The sequence below is a fragment of the Burkholderia sp. Cy-637 genome, assembly GCF_011753175.1.
In the GTDB taxonomy this organism is placed as follows: domain Bacteria; phylum Pseudomonadota; class Gammaproteobacteria; order Burkholderiales; family Burkholderiaceae; genus Burkholderia; species Burkholderia gladioli.
Genome location: NZ_VWWC01000028.1, coordinates 38,834 through 60,416, shown reverse-complemented (window position 1 = coordinate 60,416; position 21,583 = coordinate 38,834). Strand labels below are relative to the sequence as shown.

18 protein-coding genes are annotated in these 21,583 nt (G+C 67.9%); 12 read left to right on the top strand and 6 right to left on the bottom strand.

The genetic code is table 11. The features are described 5' to 3' along the window. Window positions 1–67 precede the first annotated feature (67 nt). From F3J10_RS11075 to F3J10_RS11065, 3 genes are all read left to right on the top strand, one after another. Entirely contained in the window at window positions 68–1,249 is a 1,182-nt protein-coding gene (locus F3J10_RS11075; protein ID WP_205200254.1) for a PLP-dependent aminotransferase family protein, read from the top strand. A gap of 137 nt (window positions 1,250–1,386) precedes the next feature. Continuing rightward, window positions 1,387–2,562 carry an ABC transporter substrate-binding protein gene (locus F3J10_RS11070; protein ID WP_025102142.1) on the top strand — a complete coding sequence of 392 codons (1,176 nt, stop codon included), beginning with the start codon at window positions 1,387–1,389 and terminating at the stop codon, window positions 2,560–2,562. 148 nt (window positions 2,563–2,710) lie between these two features. Further along, window positions 2,711–2,959 (top strand): hypothetical protein, encoded by a 249-nt coding sequence (locus F3J10_RS11065; RefSeq protein WP_152554573.1) that lies wholly within the window; start codon window positions 2,711–2,713, stop codon window positions 2,957–2,959. A gap of 32 nt (window positions 2,960–2,991) precedes the next feature. On the opposite strand, the gene F3J10_RS11060 is transcribed toward F3J10_RS11065, so the two are convergent. From F3J10_RS11060 to F3J10_RS11050, 3 genes are all read right to left on the bottom strand, one after another. Continuing rightward, window positions 2,992–4,038 carry a nucleotidyl transferase AbiEii/AbiGii toxin family protein gene (locus F3J10_RS11060; RefSeq protein ID WP_166912576.1) on the bottom strand — a complete coding sequence of 349 codons (1,047 nt, stop codon included), beginning with the start codon at window positions 4,036–4,038 and terminating at the stop codon, window positions 2,992–2,994. Next, window positions 4,001–4,426: a DUF6088 family protein gene (locus F3J10_RS11055; RefSeq protein ID WP_025102145.1), complete on the bottom strand. Its 426-nt coding sequence runs from the start codon at window positions 4,424–4,426 to the stop codon at window positions 4,001–4,003. Before F3J10_RS11055 ends, F3J10_RS11060 begins: the two co-directional genes overlap by 38 nt. 186 nt (window positions 4,427–4,612) lie before the next feature. Beyond that, window positions 4,613–5,551, bottom strand: coding sequence for a 2-dehydropantoate 2-reductase (locus F3J10_RS11050; RefSeq protein WP_166912577.1), 939 nt, complete (start codon window positions 5,549–5,551; stop codon window positions 4,613–4,615). A gap of 156 nt (window positions 5,552–5,707) precedes the next feature. Between F3J10_RS11050 and F3J10_RS11045 the strand changes: the two genes are divergently transcribed. After that, window positions 5,708–6,178 (top strand): Lrp/AsnC family transcriptional regulator, encoded by a 471-nt coding sequence (locus F3J10_RS11045; RefSeq protein WP_025102147.1) that lies wholly within the window; start codon window positions 5,708–5,710, stop codon window positions 6,176–6,178. A gap of 34 nt (window positions 6,179–6,212) precedes the next feature. Here the strand turns inward: F3J10_RS11045 and F3J10_RS11040 are convergent, their stop codons facing one another. Further along, complete coding sequence (locus F3J10_RS11040) at window positions 6,213–7,049, bottom strand: DMT family transporter (RefSeq protein WP_017918438.1); 837 nt, start codon at window positions 7,047–7,049, stop codon at window positions 6,213–6,215. A 216-nt stretch (window positions 7,050–7,265) separates the two neighbouring features. Here F3J10_RS11040 and selD point away from each other — a divergent pair, with 216 nt between their 5' ends. Next, window positions 7,266–8,327 carry a selenide, water dikinase SelD gene (gene selD / locus F3J10_RS11035; RefSeq protein WP_025102149.1) on the top strand — a complete coding sequence of 354 codons (1,062 nt, stop codon included), beginning with the start codon at window positions 7,266–7,268 and terminating at the stop codon, window positions 8,325–8,327. 406 nt (window positions 8,328–8,733) lie between these two features. Next, window positions 8,734–9,810, top strand: a complete 1,077-nt coding sequence (locus F3J10_RS11030) for a purine nucleoside permease (RefSeq protein ID WP_167242074.1) — start codon at window positions 8,734–8,736, stop codon at window positions 9,808–9,810. 326 nt (window positions 9,811–10,136) lie between these two features. Here F3J10_RS11030 and F3J10_RS11025 read toward each other — a convergent pair whose 3' ends face one another. Next, window positions 10,137–10,445 (bottom strand): DUF4148 domain-containing protein, encoded by a 309-nt coding sequence (locus tag F3J10_RS11025; RefSeq protein WP_025100182.1) that lies wholly within the window; start codon window positions 10,443–10,445, stop codon window positions 10,137–10,139. 575 nt (window positions 10,446–11,020) lie between these two features. On the opposite strand from F3J10_RS11025, the gene F3J10_RS11020 reads away from it, so the two are divergent. The 3 genes from F3J10_RS11020 to F3J10_RS11010 all read left to right on the top strand — a co-directional run bounded on the left by F3J10_RS11020 (window position 11,021) and on the right by F3J10_RS11010 (window position 14,962). Beyond that, the gene (locus tag F3J10_RS11020) at window positions 11,021–11,941 is read left to right on the top strand and encodes a dihydrodipicolinate synthase family protein (RefSeq protein WP_013689310.1); all 921 of its coding nucleotides are present in this window, start codon (window positions 11,021–11,023) and stop codon (window positions 11,939–11,941) included. A 268-nt stretch (window positions 11,942–12,209) separates the two neighbouring features. Continuing rightward, window positions 12,210–13,772: an APC family permease gene (locus F3J10_RS11015; protein WP_167242073.1), complete on the top strand. Its 1,563-nt coding sequence runs from the start codon at window positions 12,210–12,212 to the stop codon at window positions 13,770–13,772. 167 nt (window positions 13,773–13,939) lie between these two features. Beyond that, window positions 13,940–14,962, top strand: coding sequence for an Ldh family oxidoreductase (locus F3J10_RS11010; RefSeq protein ID WP_167242072.1), 1,023 nt, complete (start codon window positions 13,940–13,942; stop codon window positions 14,960–14,962). 92 nt (window positions 14,963–15,054) lie between these two features. On the opposite strand, the gene F3J10_RS11005 is transcribed toward F3J10_RS11010, so the two are convergent. Beyond that, window positions 15,055–16,065: a LysR family transcriptional regulator gene (locus F3J10_RS11005; RefSeq protein WP_013689313.1), complete on the bottom strand. Its 1,011-nt coding sequence runs from the start codon at window positions 16,063–16,065 to the stop codon at window positions 15,055–15,057. A gap of 179 nt (window positions 16,066–16,244) precedes the next feature. On the opposite strand from F3J10_RS11005, the gene F3J10_RS11000 reads away from it, so the two are divergent. The 3 genes from F3J10_RS11000 to F3J10_RS10990 are packed head-to-tail and all read left to right on the top strand — an operon-like array spanning window position 16,245 to window position 21,576. After that, a complete protein-coding gene (locus tag F3J10_RS11000; RefSeq protein WP_025100179.1) occupies window positions 16,245–17,090 on the top strand; it encodes an alpha/beta hydrolase in 846 nt (281 codons plus the stop codon). A gap of 35 nt (window positions 17,091–17,125) precedes the next feature. After that, window positions 17,126–18,340 carry an efflux RND transporter periplasmic adaptor subunit gene (locus F3J10_RS10995; protein ID WP_166912580.1) on the top strand — a complete coding sequence of 405 codons (1,215 nt, stop codon included), beginning with the start codon at window positions 17,126–17,128 and terminating at the stop codon, window positions 18,338–18,340. A gap of 50 nt (window positions 18,341–18,390) precedes the next feature. After that, complete coding sequence (locus F3J10_RS10990) at window positions 18,391–21,576, top strand: efflux RND transporter permease subunit (RefSeq protein ID WP_167242071.1); 3,186 nt, start codon at window positions 18,391–18,393, stop codon at window positions 21,574–21,576. Window positions 21,577–21,583: the final 7 nt, after the last annotated feature.

Below are 21,583 nucleotides of genomic sequence, written 5' to 3'. Positions count from 1 at the left end.
CGCTGGAGGACTGGCGCGAGCTGTTCGCGCTGTCGGACCGCCACGGCTTCGTGATCGCCTCCGACGAATGCTATTCGGAGATCTATTTCGACGAAGCGGCGCGCGGCTGGTGGCCGGCGCCGGGGTCTCCAAACGGCAGGGCGGCGCCTTCATGCCGGGCGTGCCCGACGTGTCGCGCTTTCCGGCCCGGGTCTGGACCCGCCTGCACAACAAATACTGGCGCCGCCTGCGGCCCGACCTGCTGACCTACGCGCCGGGCGGCGGGCTCGCCTCGATGCGCGAGGCGCTGGCCGACTACCTGCGCACCTCGCGCTCGGTGCGCTGCTCGCCCGAGCAGATCGTGATCACCACCGGCATCCACCAGTCGATCGACCTGGCCACGCGCCTGCTGACCGATCCCGGCGACGTGATCTGGACCGAGGATCCCTGCTACTGGGGCGTGCGCAGCGTGCTGCACGTCTCGGGGCTGACCACGCGGCCGATCCCCGTCGACGAGGAAGGCATCGCGCCGAGCGCCGAGGATCTCGCCACGCCGCCCCGGCTGATGCTGGTCACCCCTTCGCACCAGTACCCGCTCGGCATGGTGATGAGCCTCGCGCGGCGGCGCATGCTGCTCGAATACGCGCGCCAGCACGGCGCCTGGATCATCGAGGACGACTACGACAGCGAATTCCGCTACGGCAGCCGGCCGCTGGCCTCGTTGCAGGGGCTCGACGGCAGCGGGCAGGTGATCTACGTGGGCAGCTTCGGCAAGACGCTGTTCCCGGGGCTGCGGGTGGGTTACCTGGTGGCGCCCGAGCCGCTGGCCGAAAGCTTCGCGACCGCCAGCGCCGAGCTGTATCGCGAGGGGCAACTGCTGCAGCAGGCGGTGCTGGCGGAATTCATCGCGGAAGGGCATTTCGTGTCGCACATCCGCAAGATGCGCGCGTTGTACGGCCTGCGGCGGCAGACGCTGCTCGACGTGCTGGCGCGCCGCTACGGCGACGCGCTGCCGGCCGTGGGCGGCGACGCGGGCCTGCACCTGGTGATGCGCCTGCCCGACGGCGCCGACGATCGCGCCGTGGCGCAGGCCGCGCTCGAACGCAATATCGTGGTGCGCGCGCTGTCCGGCTATTACGCCGATCCCTCGCGCGCGGCGCCGGGGCTGCTGCTCGGCTACGCCTGTGTGCCCGAGGACGAGATCGGGCCGGCCTTCGAGACGCTGGCCGAGGCGATCGACGAGGTGGTGTTCGCGAAGCGCGGCGGCTAGCGCCGGCCGGCGCGGCTTTTTTCTCCCCGCATGGAATAGCCGGGCCGGGTCGAACGTTCAGTGGGGGCGCCGGTACCGCGTCGCGCGACGCCGGCCGGGATCCGTCCCGCCCATTCATTCGATACGAGCCTCCCAGCATGAAGCCCTTCCTGTCCGCGCTGAAACCGATCCACGCCGCCTGCCTGCTGGCCGGCCTCGCCGGGCTCGTCAGCCTGCCGGCGCTGGCCGACGTGAAGATCGGCGTGACCGTCTCGGCCACCGGCCCGGCCGCCTCGCTCGGCATTGCGCAGAAGAATACGATCGCGCTGCTGCCCAGGGAGATCGCCGGGCAGAAGATCGACTACATCGTGCTCGACGACGCTTCCGACCCCTCGCACGCGGTGCAGAACGCACGCAAGCTCAGCAGCGAGGACCATGTCGACGCGCTGGTCGGCTCGACCATCGTGCCGAACTCGCTAGCGATGCTCGATATCGCCGCGCAGTCCGGCACGCCGATGATCGCGCTGGCCGCGGCCGCCTCGATCGTGGCGCCGATGGACGCCAAGCGCGGCTGGGCCTTCAAGACGCCGCAGAACGACGCGCTGATGGCCGGCGCGATCGTGCAGAACATGGTCGAGCATCATGTGAAGACGGTCGGCTTCATCGGCTTCGCGGATGCCTATGGCGAAAGCTGGCTCAACGAATTCGGCAAGGCGGCCGCGAAGGCCGGCATCCAGCTGGTCGCGAGCGAGCGCTATGCGCGCAACGACACCTCGGTCACCGGCCAGGTGCTGAAGATCGTCTCGCGCAATCCCGATGCGGTGCTGATCGCCGGCGCCGGTTCGCCGGCCGCGCTGCCGCAGAAGACGCTCAAGGAGCGCGGCTACAAGGGCCTCTACTACCAGACCCACGGCGTGGCGAACGGCGATTTCCTGCGCCTGTGCGGCAAGGATTGCGAAGGCACCTTCCTGCCGGCCGGCCCCTTGCTGGTGGCCGAGCAACTGCCCGATTCGAACCCCGTGAAGGCGAGCGCGCTGGTTTATCGGCGCGCCTATGACGGTGCCTATGGCGCGGGCAGCACCTCGACCTTCGGCGGCAATGCCTGGGATGCGGGCCTGTTGCTGCAGCAGGCGATTCCCGTCGCGCTGAAGCAGGGCCAGCCGGGTACCGCGGCGTTCCGCTCGGCGCTGCGCACCGCGCTCGAGAACACCAGGGATCTGCGGACCTCGCAGGGTGTCGTCAACATGACGCCGACCGATCACTCGGGCCTCGACGAGCGCGCGCGCGTGATGGTCGAGATCGTGGGCGGCGGCTGGCGGCTGGTGCCGAACTGATCGCCGATGTGATTGGTCTGTATCGCCGGTGGCGGGCGCGCTTCCTCATTTTGTTTCGCCATCGCGCCTGCCGATGGAATAGCCCGGTAGCCTGGCGCGTTACCCAAGTGTCACCGCTTGGGTGTCGCGACTGGCTTACGGACTCCTCATGGATTTGCTTACCTTGTGGCTCGGCATGATCGCCGTGCTGCTGCTGTTCGGACTGCTCATGTGGCTCAGGCCCGAATGGTTCCTGTCGACCATCTGGGTGCATCCGCCGCATCATCTCTGCGACGAGGCGATTTCGCATTTGTATGGGGAGCGTAAATCCGAGCCCGGCGTCGAGGCGCCAGCCGATTCCAACCGGCCGGAGATGGCCAGGACGCCGGTGCAGGCCGAGACAACGGAATCGGATTGAGGCGAATACATCGGCGCAGCGATCGACGTGAACTATGCCAGCAGTTCTCGCGCGGCCGAGGCGAATGCGGCGAAGCAGGTGTCGAACGTCGGTCTGTCGTCCCCGTATATCAGCGGCGACAGGCGTTGGTCGAAATCCCGGCGAAGCGCTTCACGATGACGGGCGGCGTCCAGCGTATGTCGTAGAACCGCGAACGGGTCCGTGTCGAAGCGGGGATGCTGGCCTCGAAACTCCCTGGCATCCTGCCTGACCAGATCGGCAAAGACAGTGCGCGCGGCCTCGAGACTGGCGGGATTCGATTCGACGATGCATCGCACATCGTGGATATGCCGGATCAGCGCCGTATCGAAGGTGCCCCGCTGATAACCGTCCCAGTTCCATGCACAGCGACGCAGCATGGACAGGACTTTTTCCGCCAGGGTTTCAGCGGCTGACAGGCAAGCCATCGCAAATCGATGAGGTCGTTCGCGTGGAATGAAGCTGTCGAGCAGATAGCCCATTTCGAGTGTCTCGACGGGGAGCCGCGGAGGACGATGAATGAGTTCGAGCTTCAATTGCGGGCGAAGCGCGCCGGAAACGTCCTGGAATCGTGCGTCATAGGAGACGGCAAGGCAGTAGTAGCGGCGATTGTCCCTTGAAACCGGATTGTCGCCGCTCGTCGCCGCCGCATATTCGAAGCCGATATCGCTCAGGCAGCGTTCGACGGCATCATGCAGGTCGCCGAGACGTTTCCGGTCGCCTTGCCGGTGCGGCAGGGCGTATCCCGGTGGAATGGCATCGAGCACGACCTTGATGTCGATGTCTTCGGACATCCGCTCGATCAGCCCATGTGCCTTGGAAAGGCAGGTGCCACCGGCGAAGATCAAGTGCGTGGCTACATCCAGTGTCGCGGGCGCCGGGTTGCCCCGCGCCCGATTCAACTGGTGGGCGACATGCCTGAGTTGAATTCGAGACAAGGCATGGAGCGCATCCGTGACGTGTATGTCTTTCTCCGCCACGGCGGGAGAGAGGGCTTTCAGTATTCCCGCGGCAGCGGCATCTTCAATATCGGAGATGAGTTCGTCCGGAATGACTTTCATAGGCCAGCGTGCGACTCCCTACGGTCACCTTGCGAGTGATGCGTCGACGGCCAGTATTGACGATGCTGCTCACCGGAACCTGAGTAGTTTCGCCGCGGTTGTACTCGTCGACGAGCCGGCTCGATCTGATCTCGATTCCAAGCTTGGCGAACAATTCCGCGGAGATGACTTCCAGGGTTCCCGCCGGTGTCGGCTTGCCGGTGAACTTGTTGATGCGCGTCTTGGCGAATGCGCCCTTGCTCACCCTGACCAATTCGCCGTTCTCGACCAGATGGGCCAGCACGCGCCCGATCTGCGAATCGCTTCCCATCCTGGCGAATTCGGAGCGCAGGACGACCAGGCTTGCACGTTGCGATATCGAGCGTCGAATGCGGTCTTCGAGTTTCATGGCGGGACTCCGGATGCCGGTGGAATTGCGAGAGTCACTCTAGCATGAGAACTGAGGAAGATTTATAAGAAACAAGAGCTTATGTTCTCAAGAACTGCGTATTGACAGTCAGGTTTTGCAGCCTGTCTGACACGGCTCACGATCGACGCTCGTTCCGGCAAACGTCCTCCACGTCTGACGCCCCCCTCAAACCGCCATCGCCTCGCGCGTCCCCGCCGCTTCCCGCTCACCTCCCATCCGCGTCTCGATCAGGCCGATCAGCGCCACCAGCATCTGATTGACCGGCGTCGCCACCCCCAGCGCCGTGCCGCGCCGCACGATCGCGCCGTTCAGGTGCGCGATCTCGGTGGCACGGCCGCGCGCGAAATCCTGCGCCATCGAGGAATACTGGCCGCCCGGGATAGTCCGACGAATGCGCGCGTACTGGCTGCCGGCATCGAGGTCCATCCGCACGCCCTCGGCGCGGGCGACGGCCAGGCATTCGGCTAGCACGTCGCGCATCGCCTGCTCGGCCGCCGGCAGACCGCTGACCGCGCCGAACGGCAGTTGCACCAGCGCCGAGATGGCGTTGTACGAGCAGTTCAGCACCAGCTTGTCCCACAAGGCCGCGGCCACGTCGGCGGAGACCAGGGTCGGCACGCCGGCTGCCTCGAAGCACCGCGCCACCGCCTCGCTGCCGGCGGCGGTCCCGATGATCAGGTCGCCGCGCCCGTGATGCCGGAGATGCCCGGCATCGGCCATCTCGCAGGCCACGTAGACGGCCGCGGCGATCGCGGGGCGGCCCAGCGCGGCCTCGAGGGTCGCCGCGTTGTCGATGCCGTTCTGCAGCGACACCACGATCGCCTCGCGCTTCAGGTGCGGGCGCAATGCCTCGGCCGCCTCGACGGTATCGTCCGATTTCACGCAGACCAGCACCAGGTCGGCCTCGGCGGCCGCCGCCGGATCGGTGCTCGCCCGCACCGGGACGCGCTCGTCGAAATGCGCGGATTCGAAGCGCAGGCCCTGCGCGCCGATCGCCTCGACATGCCGCGCTCGCCCGATCAGCACCACGTCCTGGCCGCCCCGCGCCAGCATCCCGCCATAGAAGCACCCCACGGCGCCCGCGCCCATCACCACGACCTTCATCCTTGCTCTCCACAGTTCGCGTTCGCGTCCTCGCGGACCGAAACTGCTGGAATGGTAGCGGCGCAGCGCTGTACAGTTCAGCCAAAACCTGTGCGATTCGCTGCCATGCCTGGCTCGAAACGCCAATTTTTCAAGTCGAATTGAGGAATGGAGCCAATGAAGCTCGACAAGACCGATGTGACGATCCTCAACGCGCTGCAGCGCAACGCGCACGTGAAGGCGGCCGAACTGGCCGAGGAACTGTCGATCTCGCCCTCGCCGCTGTACCGGCGCATCCGCCTGCTCGAGGAGGCAGGCGTGATCAAGGACTACGTCGCGGTGCTCGACCAGGACAAGGTGGGTTATCCCGTCAACGCCTACGTGTCGGTGGCGGTGGAGAAGTCGGCCGACACGCTGGCGGCTTTCGAGCGCGTGATCCGCGGCTGCGACGAGGTGATGGAGTGCTACCTGATGACGGGCGCCTACGACTACATGATCCGCGTGGTCGCCAACGACATCCCGGGCATCGAGCGCTTCGTGATGTCCAGGCTGGCCACCATCGAGGGCGTGCGCGACGTCAGCACGGCGATCACGCTGCGCCGCGTGCAGTACAAGACCGGCTTGCCGGTGAAGGTGGTGGATCGCTGAGCACGCCGGGCCGCTGGATGGGTCGGCCTGCGCGCTACATCCGGATCAGCACGGCGCCCGCCACCACCATCGCGCAGGCCAGCAGGCGCCGCGTGGTGGGCTGCTCGCGCATGGCGAACCAGCCGATGCCGATCGCGAAGATCGAGCTGGTCTCGCGCAGCGCCGAGACGGTGGCCACCGGCAGGTAGCGGTAGGCCAGCGTGACGATCGCATAGGCGCCCAGCGCGCAGGTGCCGGCGGCCACGCCGCGCCAGAGCGTGGCGCTCGGCGCCAGCAGCGCGCGCGGGCCGCCGCGCAGCGCGCAGACCAGCACGAACTGCGGCACGTTCCACAGCAGGTAGACCCAGCAGATATACGACAGCGAATTGCCGGCCAGGCGCACGCCGATGCCGTCCACCACCGAATACGCGGCGATGAATACGCCGGTCAGCACCGCATAGGGCACGCTCTCGCCGGACAGGCGCAGGCCGCGCCGCAGCGCGAGCGAGATGATGCCGCCGGAAACCAGGGCGATGCCGGCCAGCGCGAAGGCCGAGGGCCGTTCGCCGAGCGCGGCGAAGGCGAACAGCGCGACCAGCAGCGGGGAGCTGCCGCGCGCGATCGGGTAGATCTGGCTGAATTCGCCGCTGCGATAGGCGCGCAGCAGCGCCACGCAATAGCCGATCTCGAGCAGGGCCGAGGCCGCGATGTAGGGCCACGCGGCCGCGGCCGGCGCCGGCAGCCACAGCGCGCCGGCCACCCCGGCGACGAGGTAGGGCACGGCCATCGTCCCGAGCTGGATCACGCGATCCTCGCTGACGTGCAGGAAGGCATTCCAGATCGCGTGCAGCAGCGCGGAGAACAGCACGAGGGCGACGAGCAGATGATCCATGACGGCGGGGGGCGCGAGACGAGGAGCCGGTTTAGCTGCCCGCAAGCCCGGCCGGGCTTGCGGCAATCGGAGGCAAAATGCGGCAAGCCGTGGATTATCGCAGCATGCTCCCGGTTTCGCCAAGTGTCCGTTTCGTGACGCCCGGCGCGGGTCGCGCCCGCGTTCGCCGCGGATTGTCGATAATGGCGCTTTCCCAACCACCACCACACCCTCGCCATGAACTCGAACCCGCAATCGAATCAGCCGCCGCGCCTGACCAGCCTGTCGCACGGCGGCGGCTGCGGCTGCAAGATCGCACCGGGCGTGCTGGCCGACCTGCTCAAGCGCAATGCGCCGCCCGCGCTGTTCCCCGACCTGCTGGTCGGCACCGAGACCGCCGACGATGCCGCCGTCTACCGGCTCAACGACGAGCAGGCGATCGTCGCCACCACCGATTTCTTCATGCCGATCGTCGACGATCCCTACGACTTCGGCCGGATCGCCGCCACCAATGCGCTGTCCGACGTCTACGCGATGGGCGGCAAGCCGATCCTGGCGCTGGCCCTGGTCGGCATGCCGATCAACGTGCTGCCGCACGAGACCATCGCGGCGGTGCTCAAGGGCGGCGAGGCGGTCTGCGCGGAGGCGGGTATTCCCGTCGCAGGCGGTCATTCGATCGACTCGGTCGAGCCGATCTACGGGCTGGCCGCGCTGGGCCTGGTGCATCCTTCGCGCGTCAAGCGCAACGCGGGCGCGCGCGCCGGCGACGTGCTGGTGCTCGGCAAGCCGCTCGGCGTCGGCGTGCTGTCGGCCGCGCTCAAGAAGAACCAGCTCGACGCCGCCGGCTACGCGGCGATGATCGCGGCCACCACCAAGCTGAACCGGCCCGGCGCGGAACTGGCCGCGCTGCCGGGCGTGCACGCGATGACCGACGTGACCGGTTTCGGCCTGCTCGGCCATGGGCTCGAGGTGGCGCGCGGCGCGGGGCTGACGGCGCGCGTGCGTTATGCCGCGCTGCCCTGGCTGGCCGGCGCCGAGGCGTTCGCCGAGGCCGGCGTGGTGACCGGCGCGTCGGGGCGCAACTGGGCCGCCTATGGCGCCGAGGTACGGCTGGGCGACGGCCTGCCCTCGATCGCGCAGGCCCTGCTGACCGATCCGCAAACCTCGGGCGGCCTGCTGGTGGCCTGCGCGCCAGACAGCGTCGACGAGGTGCTGGCCTGCTTCCATGCCGACGGTTTCGCGCAGGCGGCCGTGATCGGCGAACTGGTCGACGGCGCGCCGCGCATCGAGGTGACCTGAGGAGGCGACCTGAGGAGGTGACCTGAGGCCCTGAACTGAGCCGCCGGCGCAGGTCGCCGCCCATCGACGGGAGCCCATCGCGGCTCCCGTTTTCATTGCGCCGGGCGCCCGGAAATTTGGCCGGCCGCGCCCGACCGATAGAATCGCAATCCTGTCGTACGAATTCGCGGCCGGTTTCGCCGGTTCCGCTCGCTCCTGCGTTCGCCGCTTCGGGCTTGCCGGCGGCGCGTGCCGCGTGTTCGCTACGCTTGCGGCCTGGCTGACGGCGACCTCGATCGCCGCGGGCCGCGTCGTGTCCCCGCGTCACGACGAAACCGACGCGCGCGCCATGCCGGAGGGCCCGGTGCGGCGCGCGCGCCTCGCATGTCGATAGCCGTTCTCACCACTCCATTCATAAGGAACGACGATGCTGACTCGCTCGATCATTTCCGCGGCCGTTGTCTCGCTGGCCGCGTGCGCCACGGTGCCTTCCGTCGCGCAGAACTCCGCCACCACCCAGGACGCGCAGGACGGCGCCGACCACGCGGCCGGCACGCGCGCGCCCAAGGTGATGATCATCACCATGTTCGGGCCGGAAGGGCAGGCCTGGACCGACCGGATCGGCCCCTGGACGCAGGTCAGGGTGGAAGGCCTTTCGCCCGATTATCCGAACGTGCAGTGCAACCGCCAGGACGTCTGCGTGGTGACCACCGGCATGGGTTATGCGAACGCCGCGGCCACCATCATGGCGCTGGGCTTCTCGCCGAAGTTCGACCTGCGCCGCACCTACTTCCTGGTCTCGGGCATCGCCGGCGTCGATCCGGCCCAGGGCACGGTCGGCTCGGCGGCCTGGTCGCATTACCTGGTCGACTTCAGCCTGCAGTGGGAGCTCGACGCGCGCGAGATCCCGGCCGGCTGGAACACCGGTTACCTCGGCATCAATACCAAGAGCCCGAGCGACAAGCCGCCGCTCGACTACAAGACCGAGGTGTTCGAGCTGAATCCGAAGCTGACCGAGGCGGCCTATGCGCTGTCGCGCAACGTGACCCTGGCCGACAACGCGCAGGCCCAGGCCGCGCGCGCGAAGTTCGACACGGCGCCGGCCAACCGGCCGCCGGCGGTGGTCCGCTGCGATACCTCGTCGGGCAATACCTGGTTCTCGGGCACGAAGATCGGCGAGCGCGCGCGCCAGTGGACCAAGATCCTGACCGACGGCAAGGGCACCTATTGCATGACGGCCCAGGAAGACAACGCCACTTACGAGGCGCTCACGCGCGCGGCGGCCACCAAGCGGGTCGACCTCTCGCGCGTGGCGGTGCTGCGCACCGGCTCCGACTTCGATCGCCCGTACCCGGGCCAGACCAGCGTCGACAACCTGCTCAACTACGCGGACCAGGGCGGCTTCACGATCGCGACCGAGAACCTGTATCGCGCCGGCAATCCGCTGGTGCAGGACATCGTCACGCACTGGAGCGAGTGGCGCGACGGCGTGCCGGCACGCTGATCGCGGTGCTTCGTCCGCGCTTGGCGCCTCGTTGAAAAGAATCGGGCCCGGCCGTCGCGCCTTCCCGAGGAGCGACGGCCGGGCCCGACGGGCACGAGGCGGTGAAACATCGACGGGCGGCCCGCGAAGGCCGCCCGTTTTTTCATCGGCGTGTCACTCGCTCTCGTTGCCGCGCGGCTGCGCGCGGAACGGGATCCAGACCGGCGTGGTCTGGTCCCAGTGGTCGAGCTGCGACGGTTTCGGTTCGTTCGGGTTCATGATCGTGACCTCCTTCCGGTGACAGGGTTTGCCGGGGATGCGCGGCGCCTGGGCCGCGCGCGGCTGGTTTAGCGGTTGGCCGAGGCGAGTTCGCTCGACGGGGCGCCCGATTCCGAATGGGCGGCGCGTTGTTGGGCGAGCTCGATGCCTTGCGGATACGAGGTGCTCTTGCGCATCAGGGCCAGGGTGCCGTCGCGCTGGGCTTGGGCGAGTTCGGCGCGCACCTGGGCGCGGGTGAGCGGGGCTTGCGTGGTGTTCGCGTGCATGGCGGGCAGGTCGCCGTAGCTGCCGGCGCGGCCGATGCCGCCATCGGCAAAGGCGGAAGCGGCGGTGGCGGACAGCACGAGAGCGGCGGCGGTGAGGGCGAGGCGGTTCATGTTCAACTCCTTGGGGATTCGGGAGCGCTTCCGGTCCGGTTGCGCGATGGAGTGAAATTTAGGTGCGCGCGCAGCATCGATAAATAAGGCCGTCGCGAATTGAATTGTCGTCGTGCTGGAACAATCGATTTCCGTACTGCGAATAGGGTCAGGCAAAAGCCTTGTCCAGACTGGATTTCGGCGATTCCTGGCGAGCCGGCACCGGCGGCCGTTTTCGAATTGATGCATTTGGAGCAATAGTGTGATGCTCCGAAGTTGACGATTCCATTGGGCATGCTGCGTTGCAAAAATACATCGCATCCGAGAGGATCGTGCCCTCGAATGCGCGCCCGGCGCGGCCGCCGCGGGCGGTTCCCGGCCGCGCGCCGCGTGCCCCGGCTGGTATCCGGTGCGCATGAGGACCACTCGATACCGAACCGTCTCGCCCATTACGGGACAGCGCAGTCAGCCGATCGAAGGCATTGCCGGCTGTGCCGATTTCATCATCGTCACCGGTAATTAGTCACAAGCCGCGAGGTTTTGGCGGGCGGATACTCGCTGCACCGATTCGACTTCCCCTTCGAGGAGACTGGAACATGACCCAATCCGCCAAGCACTGGAGCGGCGTATTCCCCGCCGTCAGCACGCAGTTCAAGCCCGATTTCTCGCTCGACCTCGAGGCCACGCATCGCGTCATGAGCAATCTCGTGAAGGACGGCGTGTCGGGCCTGGTGGTGTGCGGCACGGTGGGCGAGAACACCTCGATGACGGTGGCCGAGAAGATCTCGGTGATCGAGGCCGCGCGCGACGCCTCGGGCGGCCGCGTGCCGGTGATCGCCGGCGTGGCGGAATTCACCACCGAATTCGCCAGGCAGACCGTGCGCGCCGCGGCCAAGGCCGGCGTGGACGGCGTGATGGTGATGCCGGCGCTGGTCTACTCGGCCAAGACGCACGAGACGGCCGCGCATTTCCGCGCCGTCGCCACCAGCACCGACCTGCCGGTGATGGTCTACAACAATCCGCCGATCTACAAGAACGACGTCACGCCCGACGTGCTGATCGCGCTGCAGGATTGCGAGAACATCGTCTACTTCAAGGATTCCTCGGGCGATACGCGCCGCTTCATCGACATCCGCAACGCGGTCGGCGATCGCTTCGTGCTGTTCGCGGGCCTCGACGACGTGGTGGTCGAGAGCATCGCGGTGGGCGCCCAGGGCTGGGTGTCGGGCATGTCGAACGCGTTCCCGAAGGAAGGCGAGACGCTGTTCCGCCTGGCCATGCAGAAGCGCTTCGACGAGGCGCTCGCGCTGTATCGCTGGTTCATGCCGCTGCTGCACCTCGACGCGCGTCCCGACCTGGTCCAGTGCATCAAGCTGTGCGAGGAACTGCTGGGCCGCGGCAGCGCGATCACGCGTCCGCCGCGTCTCGCGCTCGAAGGCGAGGCGCTCGCGCACGTGAAGAAGATCGTCGCCGAGGCGCTCGCGAATCGTCCCGCGTTGCCCGACGTCGGCCTCTGAGCAGGACCTGAGCAGGACGGGGCGGCCCGCGCCGCGCGCGTGGCCCGCTTCGCCCGATCCGCCGCAGCCGGAACCGCTTCGACCGGCCGGGCCGCCACCCTGGCCCGGCTCTCTCCCTCCCGCGCCGCTTCGGCGCCCCGAGCACCGTGCGCATCGCCTGCGCGCGGCGCGGGCGTTCGTCCCTGCGTTCCGGTTGCGTGACCCGCCGTCCGGCGGGCGACGCGCCGGCGCGCACGACCGGACGGCCTACATGGCAGGAGACAGACAGATGGCACAAGGCAAATTCCAGCGGCAACTCTCGCTGACCGACCTGACCTTCATCGGGCTCGGCGCGATCTTCGGCTCGGGCTGGCTGTTCGCGGCCAGCCACGTGGCCAGCATCGCCGGCCCGGCCGGCATCTTCTCTTGGGTACTCGGCGGCTTCGCGGTGCTGCTGCTCGGCATCGTCTACTGCGAGCTCGGCGCCGCGCTGCCGCGCGCGGGCGGCGTGGTGCGCTACCCGGTGTTCTCGCACGGCCCGCTGCTCGGCTACCTGATGGGCTTCATCACGCTGATCGCGTTCTCCAGCCTGATCGCGATCGAGGTGGTGGCGGCGCGCCAGTACGCGGCCGCCTGGTTCCCGGCGCTCACCGTGCCCGGCTCGAACGCGCCGACCACCCTCGGCTGGCTGCTGCAGTTCGCGCTGCTGTGCCTGTTCTTCCGGCTCAATTACTCGAGCGTGAAGACCTTCGCGACGGCCAACAACATCATCAGCCTGTTCAAGTTCGTGGTGCCGCTGGCGGTGATCGTGGTGCTGTTCGTGTTCTTCAAGCCGCGCAACCTGCAGGTGGCCGGCTTCGCGCCGTTCGGGCTGTCCGGCGTCGAGATGGCGGTGTCGGCGGGCGGGGTGATCTTCGCCTATCTCGGGCTCACGCCGATCATCTCGGTGGCCAGCGAGGTGCGCGATCCGCAGCGCACGATTCCCATCGCGCTGATCCTCTCGGTGCTGCTCTCCACCCTGATCTACGTGCTGCTGCAACTGGCCTTCCTGGGCGGGATCCCGACCGACATGCTGGCCGGCGGCTGGGGCGGCATCGATCGCGCGTTCTCCCTGCCCTACCGCGATATCGCCACGGTGCTCGGGGTCGGCTGGCTGGCCTACATGGTGGTGGCCGACGCGATGATCTCGCCGAGCGGTTGCGGCAACATCTACATGAACGCGGCGCCGCGCGTGGTCTATGGCTGGGCCAAGACCGGCACCTTCTTCAACGTCTTCACGCGCATCGACGAGGCCAGCGGGATCCCGCGCGCGGGGCTGTGGCTCACGCTCGCGCTCTCGGTGTTCTGGACCCTGCCGTTCCCTTCCTGGGACGTGCTGATCAACGTGGTGTCGGCGGCGCTGGTGCTCAGCTACGCGGTGGCGCCCGTCTCGGTGGCCGCGCTGCGCCGCACCGCGCCCGACCTGCCGCGGCCGTTTCGCGCCGGCGCCTTCGCGGTGCTGGGCCCGCTGTCCTTCATCGTCGCCGCGCTGATCGTCTACTGGTCGGGCTGGAGCACCGTCTCCTGGCTGCTCGGCCTGCAGATCCTGCTGTTCCTGGTCTACCTGGCCTGTCGCCGCTTCGTGCCGACCGAGCACATGAGCCTGGGCGAGCAGGTGCGTTCCTCGGCCTGGCTGATCGCGTTCTACGCGCTGATCGTCCTCGCCTCCTACCTGGGCAGCTTCGGCGGGATCGGGGTGCTGGGCCACCCGGCCGATACGCTGGTGGTGGCGGCGATCGCGCTGCTGACCTACTACTGGGGCGCCGCCACCGGCGTGCCGGCCGCCAAGCTGCGGCTCGACAACGACGAGTGATACGGGGGCCCGTGTTCATGCCCGCCGCGTTTGCCCTCTTGCCGCGCCGGCGTTTCCGGCCGTCGCGGCGTTTCTTTTTCGAGCGTGCCGTGGCACTGGCGCGCCGACAGTCCGCCGCGGCCGCCGCGGCACGCGAACAAGGCCGGCGCACGGCCTGGAGAGAGTCGATGAGTATTGCTGAGGAAGTGAGGTTGTCGCTCGACGAGGTCGATACGCTCGCGCGCCGGGTGCTGACGCGGCACGGCATGACCGAGCAGAACGCGCGCGCGATCGCCGCGGTGATCGTGCAGGGGCAGCGCGACGAATGCCATTCGCACGGGATCTACCGCCTGATCGTCTGCGTGCGCTCGCTGCGCACCGGGCGCGTCGATCCGCGCGCGGTGCCGAGCCTGCGCCGGCTGGCCGGCAGCGTGATCGAGGTCGACGCGCACGGCGGCTACTCGCTGCCCGCCTTCGAGCTGGGCCTGCCGGCGCTGGTCGAGGCGGCGCGCCAGCAGGGGCTGGCGGCGCTGAAGATCCGCCGCTGCTATCACTTCTCGGCGCTGTGGCCCGAGGTCGAGGCGATCGCCGCGCACGGCCTGGTCGGCATCGCGATGTGCCCGAGCCACGCCTGGGTCGCGCCCGCCGGCGGCACGCGGCCGGTGTTCGGCACCAACCCGATCGCCTTCGCCTGGCCGCGCCCTGACGGGCAACTGCCCTATGTGTTCGACTTCGCGACCAGCGCCATCGCGCGCGGCGAGATCGAGTTGCACGCGCGCCAGGACAAGCCGATCCCCGAGGACTGGGCGATCGACGAGCAGGGCCGCCCGACCACCGATCCTCACGCGGCGCTGCGCGGCGCGATGCGGACCTTCGGCGGCCACAAGGGCTCGGCGCTCTCGACCATGGTCGAGCTGATGGCGGGCGCGCTGATCGGCGACCTGACCAGCCCCGAATCGCTCGACTACGACGGTGGCGCGGGCGCCTCGCCGTATCACGGCGAACTGCTGCTGGCCTTCGATCCGGCCGTGTTCGCCGGCGACGCGCGGGACGCCGGTCGCGCGAGCGGCGAGCGCGTGCTCGGCGAGATCGCCGCGCAGGGCGCGCGCCTGCCTTCGCAACGCCGCTTCGCGGCGCGCGAGCGCAGCATCGCGCAGGGCGTGAGGGTGCCGCGTGCCTTGTATGAGGAAATCCTGGGCCTGCTCGACTGAGCGAGCGTGGCGCTGAAACACGACGGGGCGGCCAGTTGGCCGCCCCGTTTGCCTTGAGGATCGATGCCGCCCGACGGGCGGCGTTCAGGCGCTCAGGCCACCCATTCGGTGACCATCGGCGTATCGAGTACCGGCGCGCGCTCGGCTTCCTCGAAGGTGCGCTTGCTGCAGATGGTGTCGAGCGGCGGGCGCCCCGAGCCGTTCAGCAGCGGGCAGCGGTCGAACACCTCGGCCACCCAGTCGACGAACACGCGCACCTTCGGCGACAGGTGGCGGCTATGCGGATAGACCACCGAGATCGGCATCGGCAGCGGCTTGTAGCCGGTCAGCACTTCCTTGAGCTCGCCCGAGCGCAGTTGCGGCAGCACCATGAACAGCGGCGGCTGGATCAGGCCGAAGCCCTCGATACCACAGGTCACGTAGGCGTCGGCGTCGTTGACCGAGACCACGCTCTCCATCTTGACCTCCACCTCCTGGCCGTCGATCAGGAAGGCCCAGTCGATGTTGCGGCCGGTGCGGCTCGAAAAATAATTGACCGCGCGATGATCGGCCAGGTCGTCGATCGAGCGCGGCTCGCCGTAGCGTTCCAGGTAGGCCCGCGAGGCCACCGTCACGCCCTCGAACAGGCCGACGCGACGCGCCACCAGCGAGGAATCCTGCAGCGCGCCTACCCGGATCACGCAGTCGACGCCTTCCTGCAGCAGGTCGACGGGGCGGTCCGACAGGCCGAGCTGGAGGTCGATGTCGGGGTAGCGATCGCGGAATTCGTTGAGCGCCGGGATCACCACCAGCCGTCCCAGCGAACCCGGCATGTCGACCCGCAGCTTGCCGTGCGGCTTGCGGTTGTTGATCTGGAAGCTGGCCTCGGTTTCCTCGACCTCGGCCAGGATCCGCACGCAGCGCTCGTAGTAGGCGGCGCCGTCGGGCGTGAGCGAGAGCCGGCGCGTGGTCCGGTGCATCAGGCGCACGCCGAGGAACGCTTCGAGGTTCTGAATGATCGTCGTGACGGACGCGCGCGGCAGGCTCAGCGTCTCCGCGGCCTTCGTGAAGCTGTTCGTATCGACGACGCGGGTGAAGACCTGCATCGCTTGAAGACGGTCCATCGCTACCTCCGGTATTGTTCGGCCCCGATCGGCCGGTCTGGAGCGGCTTTTGGGCAGCTCCGGGCGCCGATTGTTCGAGGCCCCTGAATTGTGTTGCCGGATTATAGGCATTTATCCTGATGTCTGCCGGACCCAGAATGCGCTCCATCTCGCAATGGACGCGCTTTCGCGCCTGACTCATGGATGCATCCGGTTTTCGCAATCTGCTGAATTCCGCTCCGGCCGCGCCGGAGCTGGCGGGCACCTCGCTCGCGGTCTCCGATGTCGAAATCGAAGGGCATGCCCAGGACATCGTATTGCGCCTTTATCGGCGTCCCGACAAGACCGGATTGCCAGTAGTGCTTTATTTCCACGGCGGCGGTTTCGTCCGCGGTTCGCTCGCGGACGCGGACTTCGCTTCGCGTTTCATCGCCGAGCGGCTGCCGGCGCTGGTGGTATCGGTCGATTATTCGCTGGCCCCGAAACATCCGTTTCCGGCCGCGCCCGAGGACGCCTATCGCGCGGTGCGCTGGGTCGAGGCCCGGGCGCGCGCGTTCGGCGGCAACCCGCGCAAGATCGCGGTGGCCGGCCACGACGCGGGCGGCCAGATCGCCAATTGCCTGGCCTTCATCGCACGCGATCGCGGCGAGATCTCGATCGCCGCGCAGGCGCTGTTCGGGCCGATGCTCGACCCGAGCATGACGCGCATGGGCGACGAGCGCCAGCTCGGCTCCGACATCACGGTCAAGGAATGCGCCGCCTGCTATCGCGCCTACCTGCCCCAGCCGGCGCAGCGCATGCACCCTTATGCGGCGCCGCTCGAATCGGCGCGCCTGGCGCGGCTGCCGGCCACCCTGATCGCGACCGCGCAGAACGACGTGCTGCACGTCGAGGCCGAGAAGTACGCCGCCCGGCTGATCGAGGCCGGCGTGCTCACCCAGGTGATTCGTTATCCCGACGTCACGCACGCGGAGCTGGGCGGTTACGCCCCCGCGCTGCAGGAAGCCGTGCGCTTCCTGACCTGCCGTTTCCAGGCGCAGACCTGAGCCGTTTACCTATTCCAACGCAACCGGAGATCTTCATGTCCATCCTACGTACTCCCCGCTCCCGCATCGCGGCAGCCGCGTTGGCGGTCGTCGTCGCCGTCGGCGGCGGCGCGTTCGGCGTGATCCGCGCCAGCGCCAGTGCCCCCCAGAACGCTGCGCCGCCGCTGCAGGAAGTCGATGTCGCGAACGTGCTGTCCAAGACCATCACCGACTGGCAGACCTACTCGGGCCGCCTCGAGGCGATCGAGCGCGTCGACGTGCGCCCGCTGGTGTCGGGCACCATCGTCTCGGTCAACTTCAAGGACGGCGCCCTGGTCAAGAAGGGCGACGTGCTGTTCGTGATCGACCCGCGCCCGTACCAGGCCGAGGTCGATCGCACGGCCGCGCAACTGGCCGCCGCGCAGGCGCGCGACGGCTATGCGCAGACCGATTGGCAGCGCGCGCAGCGCCTGATCGGCGACAACGCGATCGCCAAGCGCGACTACGACGAGAAGCAGAACGCCGCGCGCGAATCGGCGGCCAACGTGAAGGCCGCCGCCGCCGCGCTGGAGGCCGCCAGGATCAACCTGGGCTACACGCGCATCGTCGCGCCGTTCACCGGCCGCGCCTCGCGCGCCGAGATCACGCTGGGCAACGTGGTGTCGGCCGGCGCCTCGGCCGCGCCGCTGACCACGCTGGTCTCGGTGTCGCCGATCTACGCCTCGTTCGACGCCGACGAGCAGACCTACCTGCGCTACATCGGCAACCAGCGCGACGGCCGCAAGGTGCCGGTCGACCTGGGCCTGGCCAATGAAAGCGGTTATTCGCGCAACGGCGTGATCGACTCGGTCGACAACCGGCTCGATACCTCGTCGGGCACGATCCGCGTGCGGGCGCGCTTCGACAACGCCGACGGCACCCTGGTGCCGGGCCTCTACGCGCGCGTCAAGGTGGACGGCAGCGCCCCGCATCCGGCCCTGCTGGTGGACGACGCGGCGATCAATACCGACCAGGACAAGAAGTTCGTGTTCGTGGTCGACGCCCAGGGAAAGGTGGCCTATCGCGAGGTGCAGATCGGTTCGCTGCACGGCAACCAGCGCGTGATCGCCGGCGGCCTGCAGGCGAGCGACCGGGTGGTGGTCAACGGCACGCAGCGCGTGCGCCCGGGCGAACAGGTGAAGGTCCACATGGTGCCGATGACGGGCGGCGACGACGCGGCGGCTCCGGTCGCGGCGGCCTCGCTGCCCGCCGCCGGCCGCGCGTCGTCCTGATGGCCGTTTGAGAAAACGGCCCACTCGCGCATAACCAGAAAGAGCTTTTCATGAACATATCCAAATTCTTCATCGATCGTCCGATCTTTGCAGGAGTCCTATCCGTCCTGATCCTGCTGGGCGGCGTGATCGCGATGTTCATGCTGCCGATTTCCGAATATCCGGAAGTCGTGCCGCCGTCGGTGATCGTCAAGGCGCAATACCCGGGTGCCAACCCGAAGGTGATCGCCGAGACCGTCGCTTCGCCGATCGAGGAACAGATCAACGGCGTCGAGGACATGCTGTACATGCAGTCGCAGGCCAATAGCGACGGCAACGTGACCATCACGGTCACCTTCAAGCTCGGCACCGATCCGGACAAGGCCACCCAGCTGGTGCAGAACCGCGTGAACCAGGCGCTGCCGCGCCTGCCCGAGGACGTGCAGCGCCTCGGTATCACCACGGTCAAGAGCTCGCCGACGCTGACCATGGTGGTGCACCTGATCTCGCCGGACAACCGCTATGACATGACCTACCTGCGCAACTACGCGCTGATCAACGTCAAGGACCGCCTGTCGCGGATCCAGGGCGTGGGCCAGGTGCAGCTGTGGGGCGCGGGCGACTACGCGATGCGCGTCTGGCTCGATCCGCAGAAGGTGGCCGAGCGCAACCTGACCGCCGACGACGTGGTGCGCGCGATCCGCGAGCAGAACGTGCAGGTGGCGGCCGGTGTGATCGGTGCCTCGCCGTCGATTCCGGGCACGCCGCTGCAGTTGTCGGTCAACGCGCGCGGCCGCCTGCAGACCGAGGAGGAGTTCGGCAACATCGTCGTGAAGACGGCGCCGGACGGCGCGGTCACGCGCCTGCGCGACCTCGGCCGGATCGATCTCGACGCGTCCGAATACGGGCTGCGCTCGCTGCTGGACAACCAGCCGGCGGTGGCGATGGCGATCAACCAGTCGCCGGGTGCGAACTCGCTGCAGATCTCGGATCAGGTCCGCGCGACCATGAAGGAACTGCAGGCCGACATGCCCACGGGCGTCGAATACCGGATCGTCTACGATCCGACGCAGTTCGTGCGTTCCTCGATCAAGGCCGTGGTGCATACCCTGCTCGAGGCGATCGCGCTGGTGGTGATCGTGGTGATCGTGTTCCTGCAGACCTGGCGCGCCTCGATCATCCCGCTGATCGCGGTGCCGGTGTCGATCATCGGTACCTTCTCGCTGCTGCTGATGTTCGGCTACTCGATCAACGCGCTGTCGCTGTTCGGCATGGTGCTGGCGATCGGGATCGTGGTGGATGACGCGATCGTGGTGGTGGAGAACGTCGAGCGCAACATCGAGAGCGGGCTGTCCGCGCGCGAAGCCACCTACAAGGCGATGCGCGAGGTCAGCGGGCCGATCATCGCGATCGCGCTGACCCTGGTGGCCGTGTTCGTGCCGCTGGCCTTCATGTCGGGCCTGACCGGCCAGTTCTACAAGCAGTTCGCGATGACCATCGCGATCTCGACGGTGATCTCGGCGTTCAACTCGCTGACGCTCTCGCCGGCGCTCTCGGCGATCCTGCTGAAGGGCCATGACGAGAAGCCCGACTGGCTCACGCGCGTGATGAACCGGCTGTTCGGCGGTTTCTTCCGCGGCTTCAACAAGGTGTTCCATCGCGGCGCGGAGAACTACGGCCGCGGCGTGCGCGGCGTGCTGTCGAGGAAGTCGCTGATGCTCGGCATCTACGTGGTGCTGCTCGGTGCCACGGTGCTGATGGGCAAGCTGGTGCCCGGCGGTTTCGTGCCCGCGCAGGACAAGGAATACCTGATCGCCTTCGCGCAGTTGCCCAACGGCGCCTCGCTCGATCGCACCGAGAAGGTGATTCGCCAGATGAGTTCGATCGCGCTCAAGCAGCCGGGCGTGGAAAGCGCGGTGGCGTTCCCGGGCCTGTCGGTGAACGGCTTCACCAACAGCTCGAGCGCCGGCATCGTGTTCGTCACGCTCAAGCCGTTCGACCATCGTCATGGCAAGGCGCTGTCGGCCGGCGCCATCGCGGGCGCGCTGAACCAGCAGTACGCGGGCATCAAGGATTCGTTCGTCGCCGTGTTCCCGCCGCCGCCGGTGCTCGGGCTCGGCACGCTGGGCGGCTTCAAGATGCAGGTCGAGGATCGCGGCGCGGTGGGTTACGCGCGGCTGGCCGATGCGACGCAGGACTTCATCAAGCGTGCGCAGCAGGCGCCGGAGCTGGGTCCGCTGTTCACCAGCTACCAGATCAACGTGCCGCAGCTCAATGTCGACCTCGATCGCACCAAGGCCAAGCAGCTCGGCGTGAACGTGACCGACGTGTTCGACACCATGCAGATCTACCTCGGCTCGCTCTACGTGAACGACTTCAACCGCTTCGGCCGCGTCTACCAGGTTCGCGTGCAGGCCGATGCGCCGTTCCGCCAGAAGCCCGACGATATCGGCCTGCTGAAGACGCGCAACGCGAACGGCGAGATGGTGCCGCTGTCCTCGCTGGTCACCGTGACGCCGACCTTCGGGCCGGAAATGGTGGTGCGCTACAACGGCTACACGGCGGCCGACGTGAACGGCGGCCCGGCGCCCGGCTATTCGTCGGGGCAGGCGCAGGCGGCGGTCGAGCGGATCGCGGCGCAGGTGTTCCCGCGCGGCGTGAAGTTCGAATGGACCGACCTGACCTACCAGCAGATCCTGGCGGGCAACGCGGGCCTGTTGATCTTCCCGATCAGCGTGTTGCTGGTGTTCCTGGTGCTGGCCGCGCTGTATGAAAGCCTGACGCTGCCGCTGGCGGTGATCCTGATCGTGCCGATGAGCATCCTGTCGGCGCTCACGGGCGTGTGGCTCACGCAGGGCGACAACAACATCTTCACGCAGATCGGCCTGATGGTGCTGGTGGGGCTGTCCGCGAAGAACGCGATCCTGATCGTCGAGTTCGCCCGCGAGCTCGAGCACGACGGACGCACGCCGTTCCAGGCTGCCGTCGAGGCGAGCCGGCTGCGGTTGCGCCCGATCCTGATGACCTCGATCGCGTTCATCATGGGCGTGGTGCCGCTGGTGCTGTCCTCGGGTGCCGGTGCCGAGATGCGTCATGCGATGGGCGTCGCCGTGTTCTTCGGCATGCTCGGCGTCACGCTGTTCGGGCTGATGCTCACGCCGGTGTTCTATGTGGTGCTGCGTACGCTGGCGGGTGGCAAGATCCACGTCGCGCAGAAGGATACGCCGCGGTATGACGTATCGGCCGCGGATGCTTGAGGACTCG

What these genes read in the sequence shown, in the direction of transcription:
- F3J10_RS11075 (WP_205200254.1), top strand. Translation starts at nt 68, where the DNA reads ATGCTATTCGGAGATCTATTTCGACGAAGCGGCGCGCGGCTGGTGGCC.
- F3J10_RS11070 (WP_025102142.1), top strand. Translation starts at nt 1,387, where the DNA reads ATGAAGCCCTTCCTGTCCGCGCTGAAACCGATCCACGCCGCCTGCCTG.
- F3J10_RS11065 (WP_152554573.1), top strand. Translation starts at nt 2,711, where the DNA reads ATGGATTTGCTTACCTTGTGGCTCGGCATGATCGCCGTGCTGCTGCTG.
- F3J10_RS11060 (WP_166912576.1), bottom strand. Translation starts at nt 4,038, where the DNA reads ATGAAAGTCATTCCGGACGAACTCATCTCCGATATTGAAGATGCCGCT.
- F3J10_RS11055 (WP_025102145.1), bottom strand. Translation starts at nt 4,426, where the DNA reads ATGAAACTCGAAGACCGCATTCGACGCTCGATATCGCAACGTGCAAGC.
- F3J10_RS11050 (WP_166912577.1), bottom strand. Translation starts at nt 5,551, where the DNA reads ATGAAGGTCGTGGTGATGGGCGCGGGCGCCGTGGGGTGCTTCTATGGC.
- F3J10_RS11045 (WP_025102147.1), top strand. Translation starts at nt 5,708, where the DNA reads ATGAAGCTCGACAAGACCGATGTGACGATCCTCAACGCGCTGCAGCGC.
- F3J10_RS11040 (WP_017918438.1), bottom strand. Translation starts at nt 7,049, where the DNA reads ATGGATCATCTGCTCGTCGCCCTCGTGCTGTTCTCCGCGCTGCTGCAC.
- selD (WP_025102149.1), top strand. Translation starts at nt 7,266, where the DNA reads ATGAACTCGAACCCGCAATCGAATCAGCCGCCGCGCCTGACCAGCCTG.
- F3J10_RS11030 (WP_167242074.1), top strand. Translation starts at nt 8,734, where the DNA reads ATGCTGACTCGCTCGATCATTTCCGCGGCCGTTGTCTCGCTGGCCGCG.
- F3J10_RS11025 (WP_025100182.1), bottom strand. Translation starts at nt 10,445, where the DNA reads ATGAACCGCCTCGCCCTCACCGCCGCCGCTCTCGTGCTGTCCGCCACC.
- F3J10_RS11020 (WP_013689310.1), top strand. Translation starts at nt 11,021, where the DNA reads ATGACCCAATCCGCCAAGCACTGGAGCGGCGTATTCCCCGCCGTCAGC.
- F3J10_RS11015 (WP_167242073.1), top strand. Translation starts at nt 12,210, where the DNA reads ATGGCACAAGGCAAATTCCAGCGGCAACTCTCGCTGACCGACCTGACC.
- F3J10_RS11010 (WP_167242072.1), top strand. Translation starts at nt 13,940, where the DNA reads ATGAGTATTGCTGAGGAAGTGAGGTTGTCGCTCGACGAGGTCGATACG.
- F3J10_RS11005 (WP_013689313.1), bottom strand. Translation starts at nt 16,065, where the DNA reads ATGGACCGTCTTCAAGCGATGCAGGTCTTCACCCGCGTCGTCGATACG.
- F3J10_RS11000 (WP_025100179.1), top strand. Translation starts at nt 16,245, where the DNA reads ATGGATGCATCCGGTTTTCGCAATCTGCTGAATTCCGCTCCGGCCGCG.
- F3J10_RS10995 (WP_166912580.1), top strand. Translation starts at nt 17,126, where the DNA reads ATGTCCATCCTACGTACTCCCCGCTCCCGCATCGCGGCAGCCGCGTTG.
- F3J10_RS10990 (WP_167242071.1), top strand. Translation starts at nt 18,391, where the DNA reads ATGAACATATCCAAATTCTTCATCGATCGTCCGATCTTTGCAGGAGTC.